Source organism: Actinoplanes ianthinogenes (assembly GCF_018324205.1).
Classification (GTDB): Bacteria; Actinomycetota; Actinomycetes; order Mycobacteriales; family Micromonosporaceae; genus Actinoplanes; species Actinoplanes ianthinogenes.
In genome coordinates, this window is record NZ_AP023356.1 from 556,385 (window position 1) to 571,079 (window position 14,695).

Genomic DNA, 14,695 nt, shown 5'->3' on the forward strand with positions numbered 1-14,695 from the left:
GATGGAGCGCACCGCCCTCGTCACCGGAGCATCGTCGGGCATCGGCCTGGCCACCGCGGCCGCCCTCGTCTCCCGGGGCTACCGCGTCCTCGGCACCAGTCGTGATCCCGGCACGGTGAAGAACCCGGTCGCCGGCGTCGAATACCTGGCGCTGGACCTCACCGACGACGCGTCCATCGAGGCGCTCGCGCCGACCCTGCGGACCGTCGACGTGCTGGTCAACAACGCCGGCGAGAGCCAGTCCGGGCCGTTCGAGGAGCTGCCGATGGACGCGCTGCGCCGGCTCTTTCAGGTGAACGTGCTCGGCCCGGTGCGCCTGGCGCAGCTCGCCCTGCCCGGGATGCGCACGCGCGGTTACGGCCGGGTGGTGATGGTCGGCTCGATGCTCGCCTCGTTCCCGCTCTCCTACCGGTCGTCCTACGTCGCCACCAAGGCCGCGATCAAGGGGTTCGCGAACGGCGCCCGGCACGAGTACTCCCCGTTCGGCGTGTGGCTGACCACGGTCGAGCCGGGATCGATCAACACCGGGATCAGCGAGCGCCGGACCAGGTACATCGCCGACGACTCGCCGCACCGAGCCGACTTCGATCGGATGCTGACCGCGCTCGACCGCAACGAGAAGGCGGGCATCTCCGCCGGTCAGGTCGCCGACACCATCGTCACCGCGATCGAGGCGGACAAACCGAGGCAACGGTACGCCGTGGGCAGCAACGCCCCGTTCGTCTTCGCCCTGCGCCGGGTGGTGCCCGCGGGGCTGGTGGAAAAGATCACTCACCGTAAGCACGACCTGAGCCGGTAAGCTTCTCGGGTGCTGCGTACGGGTGGGTTGTTGCTGGTCCTGGACGGGAACAGCCTGCTGCACCGGGCTTACCACGCCAGTGACGGCTCGCTGGAGCCCGCCCCCGCGCTGCGCGGCCTGATCGGCTATCTCGCCCGCGCCGCCGCCCACCTGCGGCCGGACGCCGTGCTGGTCGGCTTCGACTGCCCGGTCGACTCGGCGCGCCGCACCGACCACCCGGACTACAAGGCGCACCGCCCGGCGAAACCGGCCGAGCTGACCCGCCAGCTCGCCCTCGCCCCCGACCTGCTGCGGGCCGCCGGGGTGGGCACGGTCGTCCCGCCGGCCTACGAGGCGGACGACGTGCTGGCCAGCAGCGCCACGCTGGCCCGCCGGCTGGGCTGGCGCTCGGTGCTGATGACCAGCGACCGGGACGCGTTCGCGCTGATCGACGAGAGCACGTCGGTGCTGCGGGTGCGCAACGGCGGCTTCGACCGGTCGGTGCTGGTCGACCACGAGTCGCTGCCCGCGATGTACGGGGTGCGGCCCGAGCAGTACACCGACTTCGCGGCGCTGCGCGGCGACCCGTCCGACAATCTGCCGGGCGTGCGGCGCTTCGGGGCACGGACCGCGGCACGGTTGCTGGCCGCGTTCGGCTCGGTCGACGCTGCGTTCGAGGCGGACGCTGACGCCGTACGGAAAATTGTCGGTGACCTCGCCGCCGCGGCCCTGAGCGAACCCACGGCCCGCCTCGTCGTCGACCGCAACCGCAGCCTCATGCGGATGCGCCGCGACCTCCCGGTCCCCAGCCCGGACTCGGCCCGCCTGCCGCTCGACTACCTGGTGATCCGCCGCGCCCTGCGCGAGCACGGCATCAACCTGGGCCCGTCCCTGTGGGCCCTGACCGGCGGCGACGCACCGGCCATCCCGGCTCAGGCGGAACCGGAGCCGGCCTGGGCCGCCGTCCTGCAGCCGCGCGTGCTTCGCGGGTCGATGTCCGGCCGCCGCGACCCCACGCCCGGTCAGGGTGCTCTCTTTTAAAACCAGTATTTGGTACGTCCTCGGCCTGCCACAGGCGCAACAGCCCGGTTCCGTGGCTTCGCGCACGGTGACCCCGGTGCCGGGCCGCGAGGCCGTGCCGGGCTGAGCTCGCGGGGGCCGCTCCCCCGAGGACCCGGCCGCGCCGCCGGCCCGCTCCCCCGACGACCCGGCCGCGCCGCCGATCCCCGGCCGGGCTCGCAACCTCCGCTCCCCCGAGGACCCGGCCGCGCCGCCGGCTCCCACGGCGGGCCCGACGCGGCGCCGGCAACCGTGGAAACGCGGCGGGAGGGGACGGCTCGGGCGTACCGAAAAGGGGTGTGCCGGAGCCGCGCTCACCGCAACCGGGTCGCGATGCCGGCCCGCAGCTCGTCGCGGCTCGCCGCGTCGCGGATCCCGTCGTGCTCGATCCAGACGGCGAAGTGGAGCGCCTCCATCAGCGACACCTTGAACTCCCGCCGCAACGCCCGCGCGGTCCGCAGGCACCCACGCCCGCCCCAGCCCCGGGCGATCGCGATGTCCGCGAGGTCGACGACGTCCCCGCCCTCGTCCACGACCCGGCGAAAGACGGCCCGCATCTCCGCTTCGTCGATCACGGGTCGCACGCTACCCCCTACATCGGCGATCGCCGATCGCCCGCGATGCCGGATGAGGGGCGCTTTGGCGGAATACGCGCTGGGCGATGCTTACCTCGTCACGAGCGGTCGCCGTCGCCGGTCCGCAACCGGCTGGACTAGCCTCGCAGGTGACGAACGGGGGCTCGCGCATGCGCAACGTCACGCTCTCCGCCGGCACCGTCGAGTACGACGACACCGGCGGTGACGGCCCGGTCCTGGTCTTCCTCACCGGCATCTTCGCCGGCGTCACCCTCTGGCGGCATGTGGTCGCCGACCTCAAGGACGGCCATCGCTGCGTCGTGCTGGAGGTGCCGCTCGGCGGCCATCGCATCCCCATGAACCCGGACGCCGACCTCAGCGCGCCCGGCCTCACCCGCCTGGTCGCCGAGTTCCTCGACAAGCTCGACCTGCGCGACGTCACCCTGATCGGCTGCGACTGGGGCGGCGCGCAACTGGTCGCCGCCCACGGCCTCGGCAAACGCCTGGCCCGGCTGGTGCTGCTGCCGCAGGAGTCGTTCGAGAACTATCCGCCCGGCCTGCCCGGCCGCGCCCTGTACCTGTCGTCGAAGGTGCCCGGCGCCACCTTCCTGGCGTTGCAGACGCTGCGGATTCGCGGCCTGCGCCGCTCCCCGATGAACTTCGGGCTGATGTCGAAACGCCCGGTGCCGCACGACATCATGGACGCCTGGTTGCGGCCGTCCCTCACCTCCGGCGAGATCCGGCGAGACCTGCGCAAATATTTGCGTACGACCCGGCGCGACGAATACACGGACGCTGCCGCCCGCCTGTCCACCTTCGACCGCCCGGCCCTGGTCCTGTGGGCCCCGGAGTCGACGATGATGGTCCCGGCCAACGGCGCCCGCCTGGCCCAGGCGCTGCCGCAGGGCCGCCTCATCGAGGTCCCGGACAGTTACACCCTGATGCCCGAGGACCAGCCCGCCGCCTGCGCCACCCACATCCGCGAGTTCGTCGCCACCACCTGACCACAACTGGCCCTGGCGCACTCTGACATCCATCGGCGCGGGCCGGAAGGCCTGACCGACGCCGCCCAGTTGCAACGCCGAGCTGCGGACCCGCGGCTGGCGCGGCACCCTGCGCACCGTGCAGCGCTACCTGCGACCACTACGTCCAGGCCACCACACCCCGGCCTGCGCCGGGGCCGAAACCACGCCGGGTCACCAGCTGGACCATGACCAAGCCCGAGCATCCGGCCACCGAGCACAGCACGGCGCTCACCGGTATCCCTGCCCGCTGCCCGGCCCTGCGGGCGGTGCGCGACCACGTCAACCTCGACCTACTCCGTCAACGCATCCTCATACCGCACTGAGATGTCGCCTCAGCGCCATGCAGGTCATACAGCGAAGACTACGACCGAACCCACTCAGCTGGATGTATAAGGGTGGCGTGATTGAGCTCGCTGCGAGGGACGTAATGGTCCGTCGAGAAGACCTTGCGAGCTTTGTCCGTGGCCCTCTTGCAGCCGCTGGGCTTGCCGTCGTGGTACCCGACGTGGTGCCGCCGGTGGGAAGTGCCGGCGCCTAGGTAAAGGCCGATAAAGTCGCAGACTGCCACGCTCCGGTGATGGTCCGCTGGCGAACCGATCGCGCGTTGGAGGACGCGTTCCAGCACACCATGGCGGCGGGGGACGACGAGCCGGCTGCCCGGCACTAAATGGTCGTCGTCGAGAGCATGCTCCGCACCATGACCGCCGCCCACGCAACCTCAGCGAACCGTGCTCGGCAGCGACGATCTCGGTGAGTCCTTCGTGGGGCCCGGATCGGCTACAGGGTTCCGGACTCCGGCCAGTGGGACCAATGCGTGTTGGGCGGCATGTCCGGTGCGTACCGTTCCCTGTCGCCGGTCGCGAGCACGTCGGCGAGCTGGCGGAAGGTCGTCGACTCGCTGGGGAGTTCGTCGACAGGGTGGTGCCATGCGTCCAGCCGCATGATCTCGGGCAGGTCGGCCGGAATCCGCCGCCGAAGCTCAGCCTCGTCAGCCAACAGGAGCTCGCGGTGCTCGGGGGCGAGCCGGCGAAACACGTCGACCAGGTCGTCGCCGACCTCCGCGGCCGTCTCCAGCCGACGACCGCGGATCACGATCGGCGTTCCGCGGAAGGTCTCCGGTTCGTCGGCGTCCTCGATCTCGTCCCAGTTGTCGATGCGGTCGAGGAAGTCGCCGTTCTCGAAGCCCGGTTCGCCGCCGGTCAGGCAGTTGCCGAAGACGTGCAGGACGTCCGTGAGGTTGCCGGCCCGGGGCGAGTAGCCCACCGTCTCGACGATCAACGCCCACCGCCGCGCGTCGCGGTAGGCATGGAGCCGGGCGTCGACAGCGTAGTAGTAGCCGTTGTTCAGCTCGGGAAACACGGCCTCGTCGGCCGCGGCGTCGAGCTGGCCGATGATCTCAGCGGAGTCCATGGCCGTGCAGCGTAACCACAGGCCCCCGGGAAGCGGTGCCCGAGACCGGAAGCCGTGACGTCCCCTCTGCCGCAGCGCGGAGAGTGGTGTGGTGTGCGGAGGTTGATCTACTGTCGGGCGGTGAGCGACAGCACGGATCAACCCCAGCGGGTCAGGCAGCTCCGCCTGGTCGTCGAGGCGGAGGACTTCGCCGAGGCGGTGAGGTTCTACCGGGACGTGCTCGGCCTTCCGGAACAAGCCGCTTTCGCGGGTGAGGGCGACGCGAGGGTCGTGATCCTCGACGCCGGTCGCGCGACGCTGGAGATCGCCAACCCGGCGCAGAAGCGGATGATCGACGAGGTCGAGGTCGGGCGCCAGGTGGCACCGCGGATCCGTGTCGCGTTCGAAGTCGATGACACGGTCGCGCGCACGGCCGAGGCCACGGCGGCCGGCGCGGCAGAGGTGGCGCCGCCGACGCGTACGCCGTGGAACTCGCTCAACTCCCGGCTCGAGGCGCCCGCCGAACTCCAGATCACGTTGTTCCAGGAGCTGGGGCCTCAGGACACCACAACGGACTAGGCGAGTCCGACCGCCGAGGCGCTGCCGCCCAACTGCTGGCGGATCTCGCGTTTGAGCAGCTTGCCGGAGGGGTTCTTGGGCAGGGCCGGGACCAGGTGCACCGACTTGGGGACCTTGTGCGCGGACAGCCGCTCCCTGGCGTACGAGATCAGCTCCTCCGCGGTCACCTCGCCGCGCGGCACCACCACCGCGGTGATCGCCTCGATCCAGCGCGGGTCGGGCAGTCCCACCACCGCGACCTCGGCCACCGCCGGGTGGGCGTACAGGACGTCCTCGACCTCGCGGGAGGCGACCAGCACGCCGCCGGTGTTGACCACATCCTTGATCCGGTCGACGACGAACAGGTAGCCCTCCTCGTCGACCCGGACCAGGTCACCGGAGTGGAACCAGCCACCGGCGAACGCCTCCGCGGACTCCTCCGGCTTGCCCCAGTACCCCTGGCACAGCTGCGGTGACCGGTAGACCACCTCGCCGAGCGCCACGTCGTTCATCTCCGTGTCGACCACCCGCGCCTCGACGAACAGCACCGGCCGCCCGATCGAATCCGGCCGGGCCGCATGCTCCTCCGGCCGCAGCACGGTGGCCAGCGGCCCGATCTCCGACTGGCCGAAGCAGTTGTAGAACCCGACCTCGGGCAGCAGCTTCTGCCACTTCTGGAGAACCGGCACCGGCATGATCGACGCGCCGTAGTACGCCTTGCGGAGGCTGCTCAGATCGGCCTCGGCCACCCCGGGGTGGTTGCCGAGGCCGACCCAGACCGTCGGCGGGAAGAACAGCGAGGTGATGCCGTCGCCCGGCACCCGCCGCAGGATCTCCTCGGCGACCGGGGCTTCGAGCAGGTGGTTGGTCATGCCGACGGCCAGGCCCGGCATCAGGAACACGTGCATCTGCGCGGAGTGGTACAGCGGCAGCGTGTGCAGCGGCACGTCGTCCGGCCGCAGGTCGAGGGCCGCGATGCAGGAGGCGTATTCGTGGACCAGCGCCCGGTGGGTCAGCATCGCGCCCTTCGGCTGCGAGGTGGTCCCACTCGTGTAGAGCAACTGCACCAGGTCGCCGTCGGCCACCCCGGCCTCGTGGTGCACCGGGCCGTCCGGATCGCTCGCCCAGGCCAGGACGTCGTGCAGGGTCCGGCGGGGCAGCCCGGCGAGCTCCTCCTCGATCGCGTCGAGCGGGGCGGACAGCGCCACGTCGCCGAAGACGGCGGCCGGCTCGGACTGGGTGAGCAGGTACCCGAGCTCGCCGCCGACAGCGTTGAAGTTGACCGGCACGTGCACCAGACCGGCCCGCGCGCAGCCGAGGAAGAGCAGAAGATAAGAATCAGAGTTCTTTCCGTACGCCGCGACCCGGTCGCCGTGCGACAGCCCGAGCGCGAGCAGCCCGGCCGCCACCCGCCCGACCGCGGTGTCCAACTCGGCATAGCTCCAGGTCCGGTCGGCGAAGGTGAGCGCGATCCGGTCCGGGGTGCGCCGCGCGCTGCGCTCGATGATGCGTCCGACGGTGCTGGCGTGATCCATGACTCACCTTGCCCCGGTATCGGGCGGGCAGGCAAGCCCTGCTCGCCCTGGTCGAGAAGGCCCTCGCCGGGGGACATAATCGTCGGCGTGCGAGAGCGGCCGGTGGGACTCGACGAGGGTGATCTGAGCGCGGCGCTGGCCGCCGGTTGGGCGATCGAGGCCGCCGCGATCGACTACCTGCCGGTGGGCGCGGGCAGCTTTCACTGGTCGGTCACCGACGACCACGGGCGGTCCTGGTTCGTGAAGGTCGACCGCGACGGCCCGGACCTGCGCCGATCCTTCGCCACCGCACTGGCCCTGCACCGCGCGGGCCTCGATGTCGTCGTCGCCCCGGTGCCCACCCTCGACGATGCGATCGTGCACCCCCTACCCCGGGGTTATGCCGTGACCGTGTTCCCGCTGCTCGACGGCACCCCGGGCGACTTCGGCCCGCACCACCCGGAGGACATTCCCGAAATTTCCGGCATTCTCACCGCCCTGCACCGGGCCACACCAGCCGTCGCCGACCTGGCCCCACGCACCGACCTCCGACTCCCCGGCCGCCACGATCTGGAAGCCGCCCTGAGCGACCTGGACCGGCCGTGGACCAGCGGCCCGCACGCCGAACCGGCCCGCGCCCTCCTGCACCGCCACGCCACCCGGATCCAGGACTGGCTGGCCGAGTTCGACCGCCTCACCGAAGCCGTCCGCGCCACCACCCCCACGTGGGTGGTCACCCACGGCGAACCCCACCCGGGCAACGTCCTGCGCACCCCGGCCGGCCCCCGCCTGATCGACTGGACGACAGTCCGGATCGCCCCACCCGAACGCGACTTCTGGATGCTCACCACCATGCTCGGCGCCGAACCCGTCGACCTGGGCCTACCGCTCTCCCCGACCGCGACCGCCCTCTACCGCCGAGCCTGGATCCTCGCCGACGTCGCCGCCTTCACCACCGACCTCCGAACGCCGCACCGGGACGACGCCGACACCGCCGCCGCCCTCACGTACCTCACCGGCTACCTCGACTAGCCGATCCGGGAGCAGAGGATCAGGCCGGTGCTCCAGGTCAGTTCCACGGCGTTCAGGCCGGGGTGGGTGAGCAGCGTCGTGGCGACCTCACCGGTGAGGCGCTCGTGGTCCGCGCTGCCCCACCGCTCCGGCCGCATGTCGTCGACCAGCAACAACCCGCCCGGCGTCAGGGCAGCGATGGTCCGGTCCAGGTCCGTCCACTTCCCGCCGGGCGCGTCCGCGAAGATCAGGTCGAACGAGCCCAGCACCGGGTAGAGGTCGTGCACATCGCCGAGATGCAGCCGCACCCAGGACGGCCACTCCGCAGCCGCCGCCAGCGCGTGGATCGCCGGATCCAGCTCGACGCTGTGCACCTCGACGTCACTCCGGCCGCCGAGCCCCGCCACGATCCACCCGAGTCCCGCCCCGCTCCCGGTTCCGATCTCCAAGATGCGCCCACCGGGCCGCACCGCCCCGGCCAGCACACCGAGGAACCGCCCGCAGCTCTCCTCGGACGACATCGTGAACCCGGCCGCCCGGGCCCGTTCCTGCGCGGCACTGACCGCCGCCGGCGTATTCATGGCCCGATCCTCGCAGCCCCGTCCACCGATATCAGCAGAGCCCAAGCCGGCGGACATCGGTGGCACGGACCGAGTCAGGAAACGCTGGACCGAGCCAGGAGTTGATCCGCGAGATCGGACCGCCGGTAGAGCACCGACCGCCCATGCCGCGCGCTGACCAGCAGCCCAGCCGCCCGCAGAGCCCGGAGATGCTGATTGACCGCTGTCGCGGTCACCCCGAGCCGGACCGCCAGTTCGGTCGACGACGCCGGCGTGGCCAGCTGGATCAGCAGACCGGCCCGGTGCGCGCCGAGCAGGCCGGCGAGCGCACCGGGAGCGGGCAGCGGCTGCGGCTCCCAGAGCGTGCCCAGCCCCCGCGCCCGATAGATGATCATCGGAGGTTCGTCCGGCAGGATCGGGGCGGAGGCGCTGCTGGTCCACATCGACGGAACAAGGGTCAGCCCGCCGGTCGCCGGACGCGTGTAGTGCACCTGCGAGCGTACGAAAACCTCCACCGTGTCCCCGGACAACCGCACCCGTCCGGCCAACCCGGCGAACATCGCGGCCAGCCCGTGCTGCGCGATCTCCCGCCCCCGGAAGGTCACGTCGCCTTCCAGCAGCGCCCGCATCCGTGACCAGTGCGGCGCGAAGCACCGCTCCCAATACCCGGTCAACGCGTCCAGGATGCGGTCCAAGACGTCCGGGCCGCGCAGCGGCGCCGGCAATTCCCCGGGTCCGTGCAGCAGCCGCAGATCACGATCGACAACCCCGTTTCCGGTACGCCGAATCGCCGCCAGCTCGTCCTCCAGCCGGGTCAGCGGCGACCACGGACGCGGCGTCAAGAAATCCGGGGTCCACAGGTCGTCGTTGACCAGCGCATCCAGCACCGCGTCGTCGAGCGACCCCCGCACCCGCTGCATCTGGCGGATCCACGGCAGGTGCAGCGGATAGCGCCCGGGATCCCGCCACGCGTGCAGCGACAGCACCAGCTCGTTCAGCGGCGAGATCGCGAACCGCACCCCGCCCAGGTCCTGCCCCACCAGCTGATATCGCACGACCATGAAGCAGCACGCTACCTCCCCGCGGGCGGGAACCGGACCACCACGTCCAGCCCGCCCTCGGCTCGGGCCCGCGCCTCGATCTGCCCGTCGTGCGCGGTCACGATCGCCGCCACGATCGACAGCCCGATGCCGAGCCCCGCACTGCCGTCCCCTTTCCGGAACGGCTCGAACAGCGCCTGTTCCACCACCGGCGGCCCCGAGTTGACCACGCGCAGCACCGCCCACCCGCGGTCCGTCCCGGTCCAGATCCGGATCCAGCCGCCCGGGACGTTGTGCCGCGCCGCGTTGTCGATCAGGTTCCCGACCAGCCGCTCGATCAGCGGCCGATCGCCCATGGCCGGCGCCGGATGCAGCTCGGCGGCCACCTCGAACCCCTCGACCACCCACGCCAGGTCGACCGGTTCCCGCCGGTCCAGTCCGCGCTGGCTGCGGGCCAGGGTGAGCAGCGCCTCGATCAGCCGCTCCTGCTGCCGGTTCTGCGCGAGCACCCGCTCGCACGTGTGCCGCAGGTCCGCGTCCGGATCCGCGAGCGCCACCTCGAGCAGGCTGCGTTCCACGGTCAGCGGCGTACGCAGCTCATGCGACGCGTTCGCCACGAACCGCCGCTGCGCCTCAAACGCCCCTTGCAGCCGCCCGAGCAGCCCGTCGAAGGTGTCGGCGAGATCCTTCACCTCGTCGCGCGGGCCGCTCAGGGCGAGCCGCTGGTGCAGGTTGCGTTCGGAGATCTGCCGGGCCGCGCCGGCCATCGTGCGCAGCGGGCGGAGCGCCCGGTCGGCGACCAGCCAGCCGAGGCCGCCGGCGAGCAGGGTCATGCCGGCGAGGGCTGCGCCCTCCGCCCGCAGCAGGCTTTGCAGGTCACGGTCGCGCTGGAGATCGATGTCAGTTCTCGGTACGACCACGTGCACTCCCCCGGGCACCGCCGGCTCCTCGACGAGGTGCTGGCCGGTCGTGATGGCGTACGTCAGGAGCAACAGCGCGGCGCCGGCGATCAGGAACAGGACCGCGAACAGCAAGGTCAGGCGGAGTCGGAGGGTCTGTCGTCTCATGCCGCCGCCAGGCGGTATCCGGCCTGCGGGACGGTGTGGATGAGCGGCGGGTCGCCGAGCTTGCGGCGCAGCCGGCTGACGGTGACCTTGACCGTGTGGGTGAACGGGTCGGCGGCCTCGTCCCAGGCGCGTTCCAGCAGCTCCTCGGCGGGTACCGGACGGCCGGCGGCGGCCATCAGCACCTCCAGGACGGCGAACTCCTTGGGCCGCAGGTCGAGCCGGCGACCGGACCGGGAGGCGGTCCGCAGGTTCGGGTCGAGGCGCAGGCCGGCGTGGCTGAGGACCGGGGTGAGCGCGGGCTGGTTGCGGCGGATCAGCGCGCGGATCCGGGCGACCAGCTCGGCGAAGGCGAACGGTTTCGGCAGGTAGTCGTCGGCGCCGCAGGTGAGCCCGTCGACCCGGTCCTCGATGCCGGCCGAGGCGGTGAGCATCAGGATCCGCGCCGGGTGACCGTTGCTGATCAGGGTGCGGCAGACCTCGTCGCCGTGCATGCGGGGGAGGTTGCGGTCGAGGACGATCACCTCGTACCGAAAGGTCGCGGCGCGGTCCAGCGCGGCTGGGCCGTCGGCGGCGAGATCGACCGCGAGGCCCTCCCGGCGCAGGCCGGCGGCGATCGTCTCGGCGAGTTCTCGGTGGTCCTCGACCAGCAGGATGCGCATGCCCCGATGGTGGCGGGACGGGCGTTTCCCCGGCGTAACCGTCGCTGTTCCGCTGGGGTGACCGGGCGGCTGGTGGGCTGAGTCCCGACAGCGAACCGGTTCGGAAGGAGTGTCCATGAAGAACGGACGATGGGTGGCGGGGGTTGGTCTCGGCGTGGCGACGCTGGCGTTCGGGACCGCGGTTTCCGCTGCGGGCGGTCCGGAGGTCGCCGTTGCCGCGGGCGGCGGGGATCGGGCCGCGGCCTTCACCGCGTGTGTGCGGGCGAACGGGGTGGCGGACTTTCCCGGGGTGACGATCACCGCGGACGGTCGGGTCCGCGTCAACGGGTCGGTCTCCGTGCTGGCGGACGACTACCGCAAGGCGGTGGCGGCCTGCCGGGAGCTGCTGCCGAGCGGCAGCGCTCTCCCGGCCGAGCCGGAACTCTCCGCGCCGAGCGGGCCGTCCCTGGGTTTCACCTGCGCCGGAACCTGCCCGAAGGCGCCGGCGGCCCCGGCCCGCCCGAGCTGATCCCCGGCCGATCCCGGCTCCCGGCCATCGTCCGGTTTATGAAGCGATATCCTTCATCAATCGCACGGCCCGGAGCCGGCTGGCAGAACGGGGGCGTGATCCTCTCTGCTGAACGGCTCGTCGGCCGCAGTCCGGTCGAGCGCGCGCTGACCCTGTCCATCGCGGCGTCCTCGCTGGCCAAAGGCGTGCTGTTCGGAGTCAGCGCGCTCTTCTTCACCACCGTGATCGGATTGTCGCCGGCCACGGTCGGCGTCGGGCTGACCGTGGCCGGCGGGGCCGGGATGGCGGCCGCCTTCGGATCCGGTTATCTCGCCGACCGGGTGGGCGCGCAGCGCGTCCTGGTCGCGGCCACGGTCACCCAGTCGGTGGCGCTGGCCGCGTATTGCTCGGCCGCCTCGGCGATCACCTTCACGCTGATCGCGTGCGCCGCGATCGGGGCTCAGGGCGCGCAGCGGACCGCTCAGGCCACGCTCCTCGCCCTGCACTTCACCGGGCCGGACCGCGTGACGGTCCGCGCCCGCCTGCGGGTGGTCACCAACGTGTTCGTCGGTCTCGGGTCGGCCCTCGCCACGGCCGCCCTGGCCACCGGCACCCCGGCGGCCTATGTCGTCGCCATGCTCACGGCATCCGCCCTGGTCCTGACCTCGACACTGCCCCTGCGCGGCTTCCCTTCGCCTCCGCCGTCGCCCTCGACCTCCGCGGGGATTGCTTCACGCGCGGGAGGGCCGCGGCGGGCGGCACGCTCTCCGTTGCGGGATTTCCGGTACGTCGGGATCGCGGCGTTCTACGGGCTCCTCACCGTTCAGTTCGGGCTGCTCACCGTGGGGATGCCGCTCTGGGTCACCTTGCACACGCGGGCGCCGGCCACCGTCGTCGCGCTGCTGCTGGTGCTCAACACGGTGCTGGTCGCGCTTTTCCAGCTTCCGGCGGCGCGGCTGGTCACGGACGTGCGGGCGGCTGGGCGTACCGTACTGGCGTCTTCCGGTTTTCTGGTGTTGACCTGCCTTTTCTATGCCGGGGCGGCACCGCTTCCCGCGCTCGCCGCGGTCGGCCTGCTGCTCCTCGCGGTCGTCGCCGCGAGCGCCGCCGAAGTCCTGTCCGAGGCCGGTGAGTGGTCGCTGGCCTTCGAGCTCGCCGACTCCCGCAACCCGGGCGCCTATCAGGGGATCAGCCAGACCGGCTTCGCGGCCGGGACGATGCTCGCGCCGGTGGTGGTCACCTTGACCGCGATCGCGCACGGGACCTCGGGCTGGTTGCTGCTGGCCGGCATGTTCCTGACGGCCGGCGTCGCCACCGACCGCCTGGCCCGGTACTCACCACTGCGGGCCGCGGGCGAGGCGGATGGGGCCGGTCGCGGTGGCCGGGTCGACGTCGGCTCCGTGTTGGCGGACGGAGACGACGCCGGCGCGGGCCAGTGCGGCGGCCACCTCGCGCGCCGGGACCATCAGGTCACGCCATGACTCGCCGCCGACGATCCGGGCCGCCTCGCTCGGGCAGATGGTGGCGTCGGCACGGCGGTGCCGCAGCAGGGTCCGGATCGCCGCGGCCAGCCGGGTCCGCCGGCCGGCCGGCGTCGGCTCCCACCACGGGTCGCCGCGTTCGCCGAGCGCCACCTTGGCGTCCCGCACCCGGGGACGCGCCGTCTCCGGGTCGGTGCGGACCAGCCGGCGGCTCGCCATCAGTTCGTCCACCAGTTCCTGACGCAGCGGCTCTGGGATGCCCGGGTCGGCGGCCCGCCACCGCCGGCCGGAAACGATCAGGTACCGGCCGTCCGCTGTCAGCGTGGCGTCGTTCCGCGAGCCCATGCCGCCATGGTTCCCGCCGCCGCGGCCCTGAACCCTTCCGCCGGCTGGTCGGCCTCATCGCATGGCGAGCAGCCGAGACCGTATCGGGGGCGTGCCGGCCCCCCGCCCGTCGGGATCTTCGCCGGTCGCGGGCCGAATCGGGGTGACGTGCTGCGCCATCGAAGCCGTCGACGGGCGCGAGCTGACGGTGACCGGGCTGGACGCGGTCTCCGGCACACCGGTCATCGACCTGAAGCCGACGATGGCTGATTACTTCCGGCCCTGGCCTTGGTGAGCCAGGACATCACGTCCATGGCGTGCGAGGGCGGGTCGGGGATCGGGTGGAAGACATGCTCGATCACGTCGTCGCTGACGATCAGGGTCAGGCGGTCGTAAAGGGCCAGGTCGCCCGAGGTCAGGGTGGGCAGGCCGGTGGCGGCGGCCAGGGTGAGCTTCGGGTCGGGGATCAACGGGTACGGCAGGCGCAGCCGATGGGCCAGCTCCCGCTGGTATCCGGTGGACTGCGCGGACAGGCCGTAGACCCGGGCGGCGCCCGCGGCGAGCAGCTCGGCGTGGTGGTCACGCAGCCAGATGGCCTGGTCGGTGCTGCCCCGGGCGCCGTGCACCTCGAGCAGGCCGCGCGGCAGGTCGACGCCGGGGCGACCGGTGAGCGGATAGACGAAGATGACCGTCCGGCCGGGGCCGAGCGCGGCCAGGTCCACCGGCCGCCCGTCGCTGGCATAGAACCGCAACCCCGGCAGCGTCCCGCCGACCAGGCCGGCGGGGCTGGTGAAACCGGCCGGGACCCCGGTCACCACCGACCGCGCCGCCTCGTCGATCCGGGCGTTGAGCGCGTCCCGCTGCGCGGTCAGCTCCCCGATCCGCCGCTGCAACCCGGTCACCGTGCTCCGGAACGTCGCCAGCGTCGCGGCGCACACGTCCTGCGAGCCGTCGGCGATCGACTCGACGAACGGGCGGGTCTCCTCGACGGCCAGGCCCAGCGCCATCAGCTCGCGGATCTGGGCGACCTGGCGCTCGGCGATCGGGTCGTACTCCCGGTAGCCGTTGCTGAGGCGCCGGGGCACGACCAGGCCGACCGACTCGTAATACCGCAGCGCCCGGATCGTCGTCCCGGTCCGGCGCGCCAGCTCACCCACCCGCATGCCGT

17 protein-coding genes and 1 pseudogene are annotated in these 14,695 nt (G+C 72.2%); 9 read left to right on the plus strand and 9 right to left on the minus strand.

Going from position 1 to position 14,695, the window contains the following annotated elements:
* Position 1 precedes the first annotated feature (1 nt).
* Positions 2-799: an SDR family oxidoreductase gene (locus tag Aiant_RS02630; RefSeq protein ID WP_189330763.1), complete on the plus strand. Its 798-nt coding sequence runs from the start codon at positions 2-4 to the stop codon at positions 797-799.
* Between the two features lie 9 nt (positions 800-808).
* A complete protein-coding gene (locus tag Aiant_RS02635; RefSeq protein WP_229830036.1) occupies positions 809-1,819 on the plus strand; it encodes a 5'-3' exonuclease in 1,011 nt (336 codons plus the stop codon).
* A 332-nt stretch (positions 1,820-2,151) separates the two neighbouring features.
* Here the strand turns inward: Aiant_RS02635 and Aiant_RS02640 are convergent, their stop codons facing one another.
* Positions 2,152-2,412 carry a hypothetical protein gene (locus Aiant_RS02640; RefSeq protein ID WP_189330764.1) on the minus strand — a complete coding sequence of 87 codons (261 nt, stop codon included), beginning with the start codon at positions 2,410-2,412 and terminating at the stop codon, positions 2,152-2,154.
* A gap of 170 nt (positions 2,413-2,582) precedes the next feature.
* Here Aiant_RS02640 and Aiant_RS02645 point away from each other — a divergent pair, with 170 nt between their 5' ends.
* Together Aiant_RS02645 and Aiant_RS02650 are read left to right on the plus strand one after the other, a co-directional pair.
* Positions 2,583-3,416, plus strand: coding sequence for an alpha/beta fold hydrolase (locus Aiant_RS02645; RefSeq protein ID WP_189330765.1), 834 nt, complete (start codon positions 2,583-2,585; stop codon positions 3,414-3,416).
* A 206-nt stretch (positions 3,417-3,622) separates the two neighbouring features.
* Complete coding sequence (locus Aiant_RS02650) at positions 3,623-3,760, plus strand: hypothetical protein (protein WP_189330766.1); 138 nt, start codon at positions 3,623-3,625, stop codon at positions 3,758-3,760.
* A 454-nt stretch (positions 3,761-4,214) separates the two neighbouring features.
* Here Aiant_RS02650 and Aiant_RS02655 read toward each other — a convergent pair whose 3' ends face one another.
* Positions 4,215-4,847, minus strand: a complete 633-nt coding sequence (locus Aiant_RS02655) for a DUF7003 family protein (protein WP_189330767.1) — start codon at positions 4,845-4,847, stop codon at positions 4,215-4,217.
* A 120-nt stretch (positions 4,848-4,967) separates the two neighbouring features.
* Between Aiant_RS02655 and Aiant_RS02660 the strand changes: the two genes are divergently transcribed.
* Positions 4,968-5,405, plus strand: a complete 438-nt coding sequence (locus Aiant_RS02660; RefSeq protein ID WP_189330768.1) for a VOC family protein — start codon at positions 4,968-4,970, stop codon at positions 5,403-5,405.
* Here Aiant_RS02660 and Aiant_RS02665 read toward each other — a convergent pair.
* Positions 5,402-6,919 (minus strand): fatty acyl-CoA synthetase, encoded by a 1,518-nt coding sequence (locus Aiant_RS02665; RefSeq protein ID WP_189330769.1) that lies wholly within the window; start codon positions 6,917-6,919, stop codon positions 5,402-5,404. The two genes, Aiant_RS02660 and Aiant_RS02665, sit on opposite strands and share 4 nt — an antisense overlap.
* 87 nt (positions 6,920-7,006) lie before the next feature.
* Here Aiant_RS02665 and Aiant_RS02670 point away from each other — a divergent pair, with 87 nt between their 5' ends.
* Complete coding sequence (locus tag Aiant_RS02670; RefSeq protein ID WP_229830037.1) at positions 7,007-7,930, plus strand: phosphotransferase; 924 nt, start codon at positions 7,007-7,009, stop codon at positions 7,928-7,930.
* On the opposite strand, the gene Aiant_RS02675 is transcribed toward Aiant_RS02670, so the two are convergent.
* The 4 genes from Aiant_RS02675 to Aiant_RS02690 all read right to left on the minus strand — a co-directional run bounded on the left by Aiant_RS02675 (position 7,927) and on the right by Aiant_RS02690 (position 11,235).
* On the minus strand, positions 7,927-8,490 hold the full coding sequence (locus Aiant_RS02675) for an O-methyltransferase (protein WP_189330770.1): 564 nt from the start codon (positions 8,488-8,490) through the stop codon (positions 7,927-7,929). The two genes, Aiant_RS02670 and Aiant_RS02675, sit on opposite strands and share 4 nt — an antisense overlap.
* 74 nt (positions 8,491-8,564) lie before the next feature.
* A complete protein-coding gene (locus tag Aiant_RS02680; RefSeq protein ID WP_189330771.1) occupies positions 8,565-9,530 on the minus strand; it encodes an ArsR/SmtB family transcription factor in 966 nt (321 codons plus the stop codon).
* An 11-nt stretch (positions 9,531-9,541) separates the two neighbouring features.
* The gene (locus Aiant_RS02685; protein WP_189330772.1) at positions 9,542-10,576 is read right to left on the minus strand and encodes a sensor histidine kinase; all 1,035 of its coding nucleotides are present in this window, start codon (positions 10,574-10,576) and stop codon (positions 9,542-9,544) included.
* Complete coding sequence (locus Aiant_RS02690; RefSeq protein ID WP_189330773.1) at positions 10,573-11,235, minus strand: response regulator transcription factor; 663 nt, start codon at positions 11,233-11,235, stop codon at positions 10,573-10,575. The genes Aiant_RS02685 and Aiant_RS02690 overlap by 4 nt, the downstream gene beginning before the upstream one ends.
* Positions 11,236-11,350: 115 nt before the next feature.
* Between Aiant_RS02690 and Aiant_RS02695 the strand changes: the two genes are divergently transcribed.
* On the plus strand, positions 11,351-11,743 hold the full coding sequence (locus Aiant_RS02695) for a hypothetical protein (protein WP_189330774.1): 393 nt from the start codon (positions 11,351-11,353) through the stop codon (positions 11,741-11,743).
* A 95-nt stretch (positions 11,744-11,838) separates the two neighbouring features.
* Positions 11,839-13,203 (plus strand): MFS transporter, encoded by a 1,365-nt coding sequence (locus Aiant_RS02700; RefSeq protein WP_229830038.1) that lies wholly within the window; start codon positions 11,839-11,841, stop codon positions 13,201-13,203.
* Here Aiant_RS02700 and Aiant_RS45380 read toward each other — a convergent pair.
* A pseudogene (locus tag Aiant_RS45380) lies at positions 13,132-13,548 on the minus strand (DUF3253 domain-containing protein); the annotation flags it as partial. The gene Aiant_RS02700 and the pseudogene Aiant_RS45380 overlap by 72 nt on opposite strands.
* Positions 13,549-13,609: 61 nt before the next feature.
* Here Aiant_RS45380 and Aiant_RS02710 point away from each other — a divergent pair.
* Positions 13,610-13,822: a TrmO family methyltransferase domain-containing protein gene (locus Aiant_RS02710; protein WP_229830039.1), complete on the plus strand. Its 213-nt coding sequence runs from the start codon at positions 13,610-13,612 to the stop codon at positions 13,820-13,822.
* Here the strand turns inward: Aiant_RS02710 and Aiant_RS02715 are convergent.
* Positions 13,770-14,690: a MerR family transcriptional regulator gene (locus Aiant_RS02715; RefSeq protein WP_189330776.1), complete on the minus strand. Its 921-nt coding sequence runs from the start codon at positions 14,688-14,690 to the stop codon at positions 13,770-13,772. The genes Aiant_RS02710 and Aiant_RS02715 overlap by 53 nt on opposite strands.
* Between the last annotated feature and the right edge of the window lie 5 nt (positions 14,691-14,695).

What these genes read in the sequence shown, in the direction of transcription:
- Aiant_RS02630 (WP_189330763.1), top strand. Translation starts at nt 2, where the DNA reads ATGGAGCGCACCGCCCTCGTCACCGGAGCATCGTCGGGCATCGGCCTG.
- Aiant_RS02645 (WP_189330765.1), top strand. Translation starts at nt 2,583, where the DNA reads ATGCGCAACGTCACGCTCTCCGCCGGCACCGTCGAGTACGACGACACC.
- Aiant_RS02650 (WP_189330766.1), top strand. Translation starts at nt 3,623, where the DNA reads ATGACCAAGCCCGAGCATCCGGCCACCGAGCACAGCACGGCGCTCACC.
- Aiant_RS02655 (WP_189330767.1), bottom strand. Translation starts at nt 4,847, where the DNA reads ATGGACTCCGCTGAGATCATCGGCCAGCTCGACGCCGCGGCCGACGAG.
- Aiant_RS02665 (WP_189330769.1), bottom strand. Translation starts at nt 6,919, where the DNA reads ATGGATCACGCCAGCACCGTCGGACGCATCATCGAGCGCAGCGCGCGG.
- Aiant_RS02675 (WP_189330770.1), bottom strand. Translation starts at nt 8,490, where the DNA reads ATGAATACGCCGGCGGCGGTCAGTGCCGCGCAGGAACGGGCCCGGGCG.
- Aiant_RS02680 (WP_189330771.1), bottom strand. Translation starts at nt 9,530, where the DNA reads ATGGTCGTGCGATATCAGCTGGTGGGGCAGGACCTGGGCGGGGTGCGG.
- Aiant_RS02685 (WP_189330772.1), bottom strand. Translation starts at nt 10,576, where the DNA reads ATGAGACGACAGACCCTCCGACTCCGCCTGACCTTGCTGTTCGCGGTC.
- Aiant_RS02690 (WP_189330773.1), bottom strand. Translation starts at nt 11,235, where the DNA reads ATGCGCATCCTGCTGGTCGAGGACCACCGAGAACTCGCCGAGACGATC.
- Aiant_RS02695 (WP_189330774.1), top strand. Translation starts at nt 11,351, where the DNA reads ATGAAGAACGGACGATGGGTGGCGGGGGTTGGTCTCGGCGTGGCGACG.
- Aiant_RS02710 (WP_229830039.1), top strand. Translation starts at nt 13,610, where the DNA reads ATGGCGAGCAGCCGAGACCGTATCGGGGGCGTGCCGGCCCCCCGCCCG.
- Aiant_RS02715 (WP_189330776.1), bottom strand. Translation starts at nt 14,690, where the DNA reads ATGCGGGTGGGTGAGCTGGCGCGCCGGACCGGGACGACGATCCGGGCG.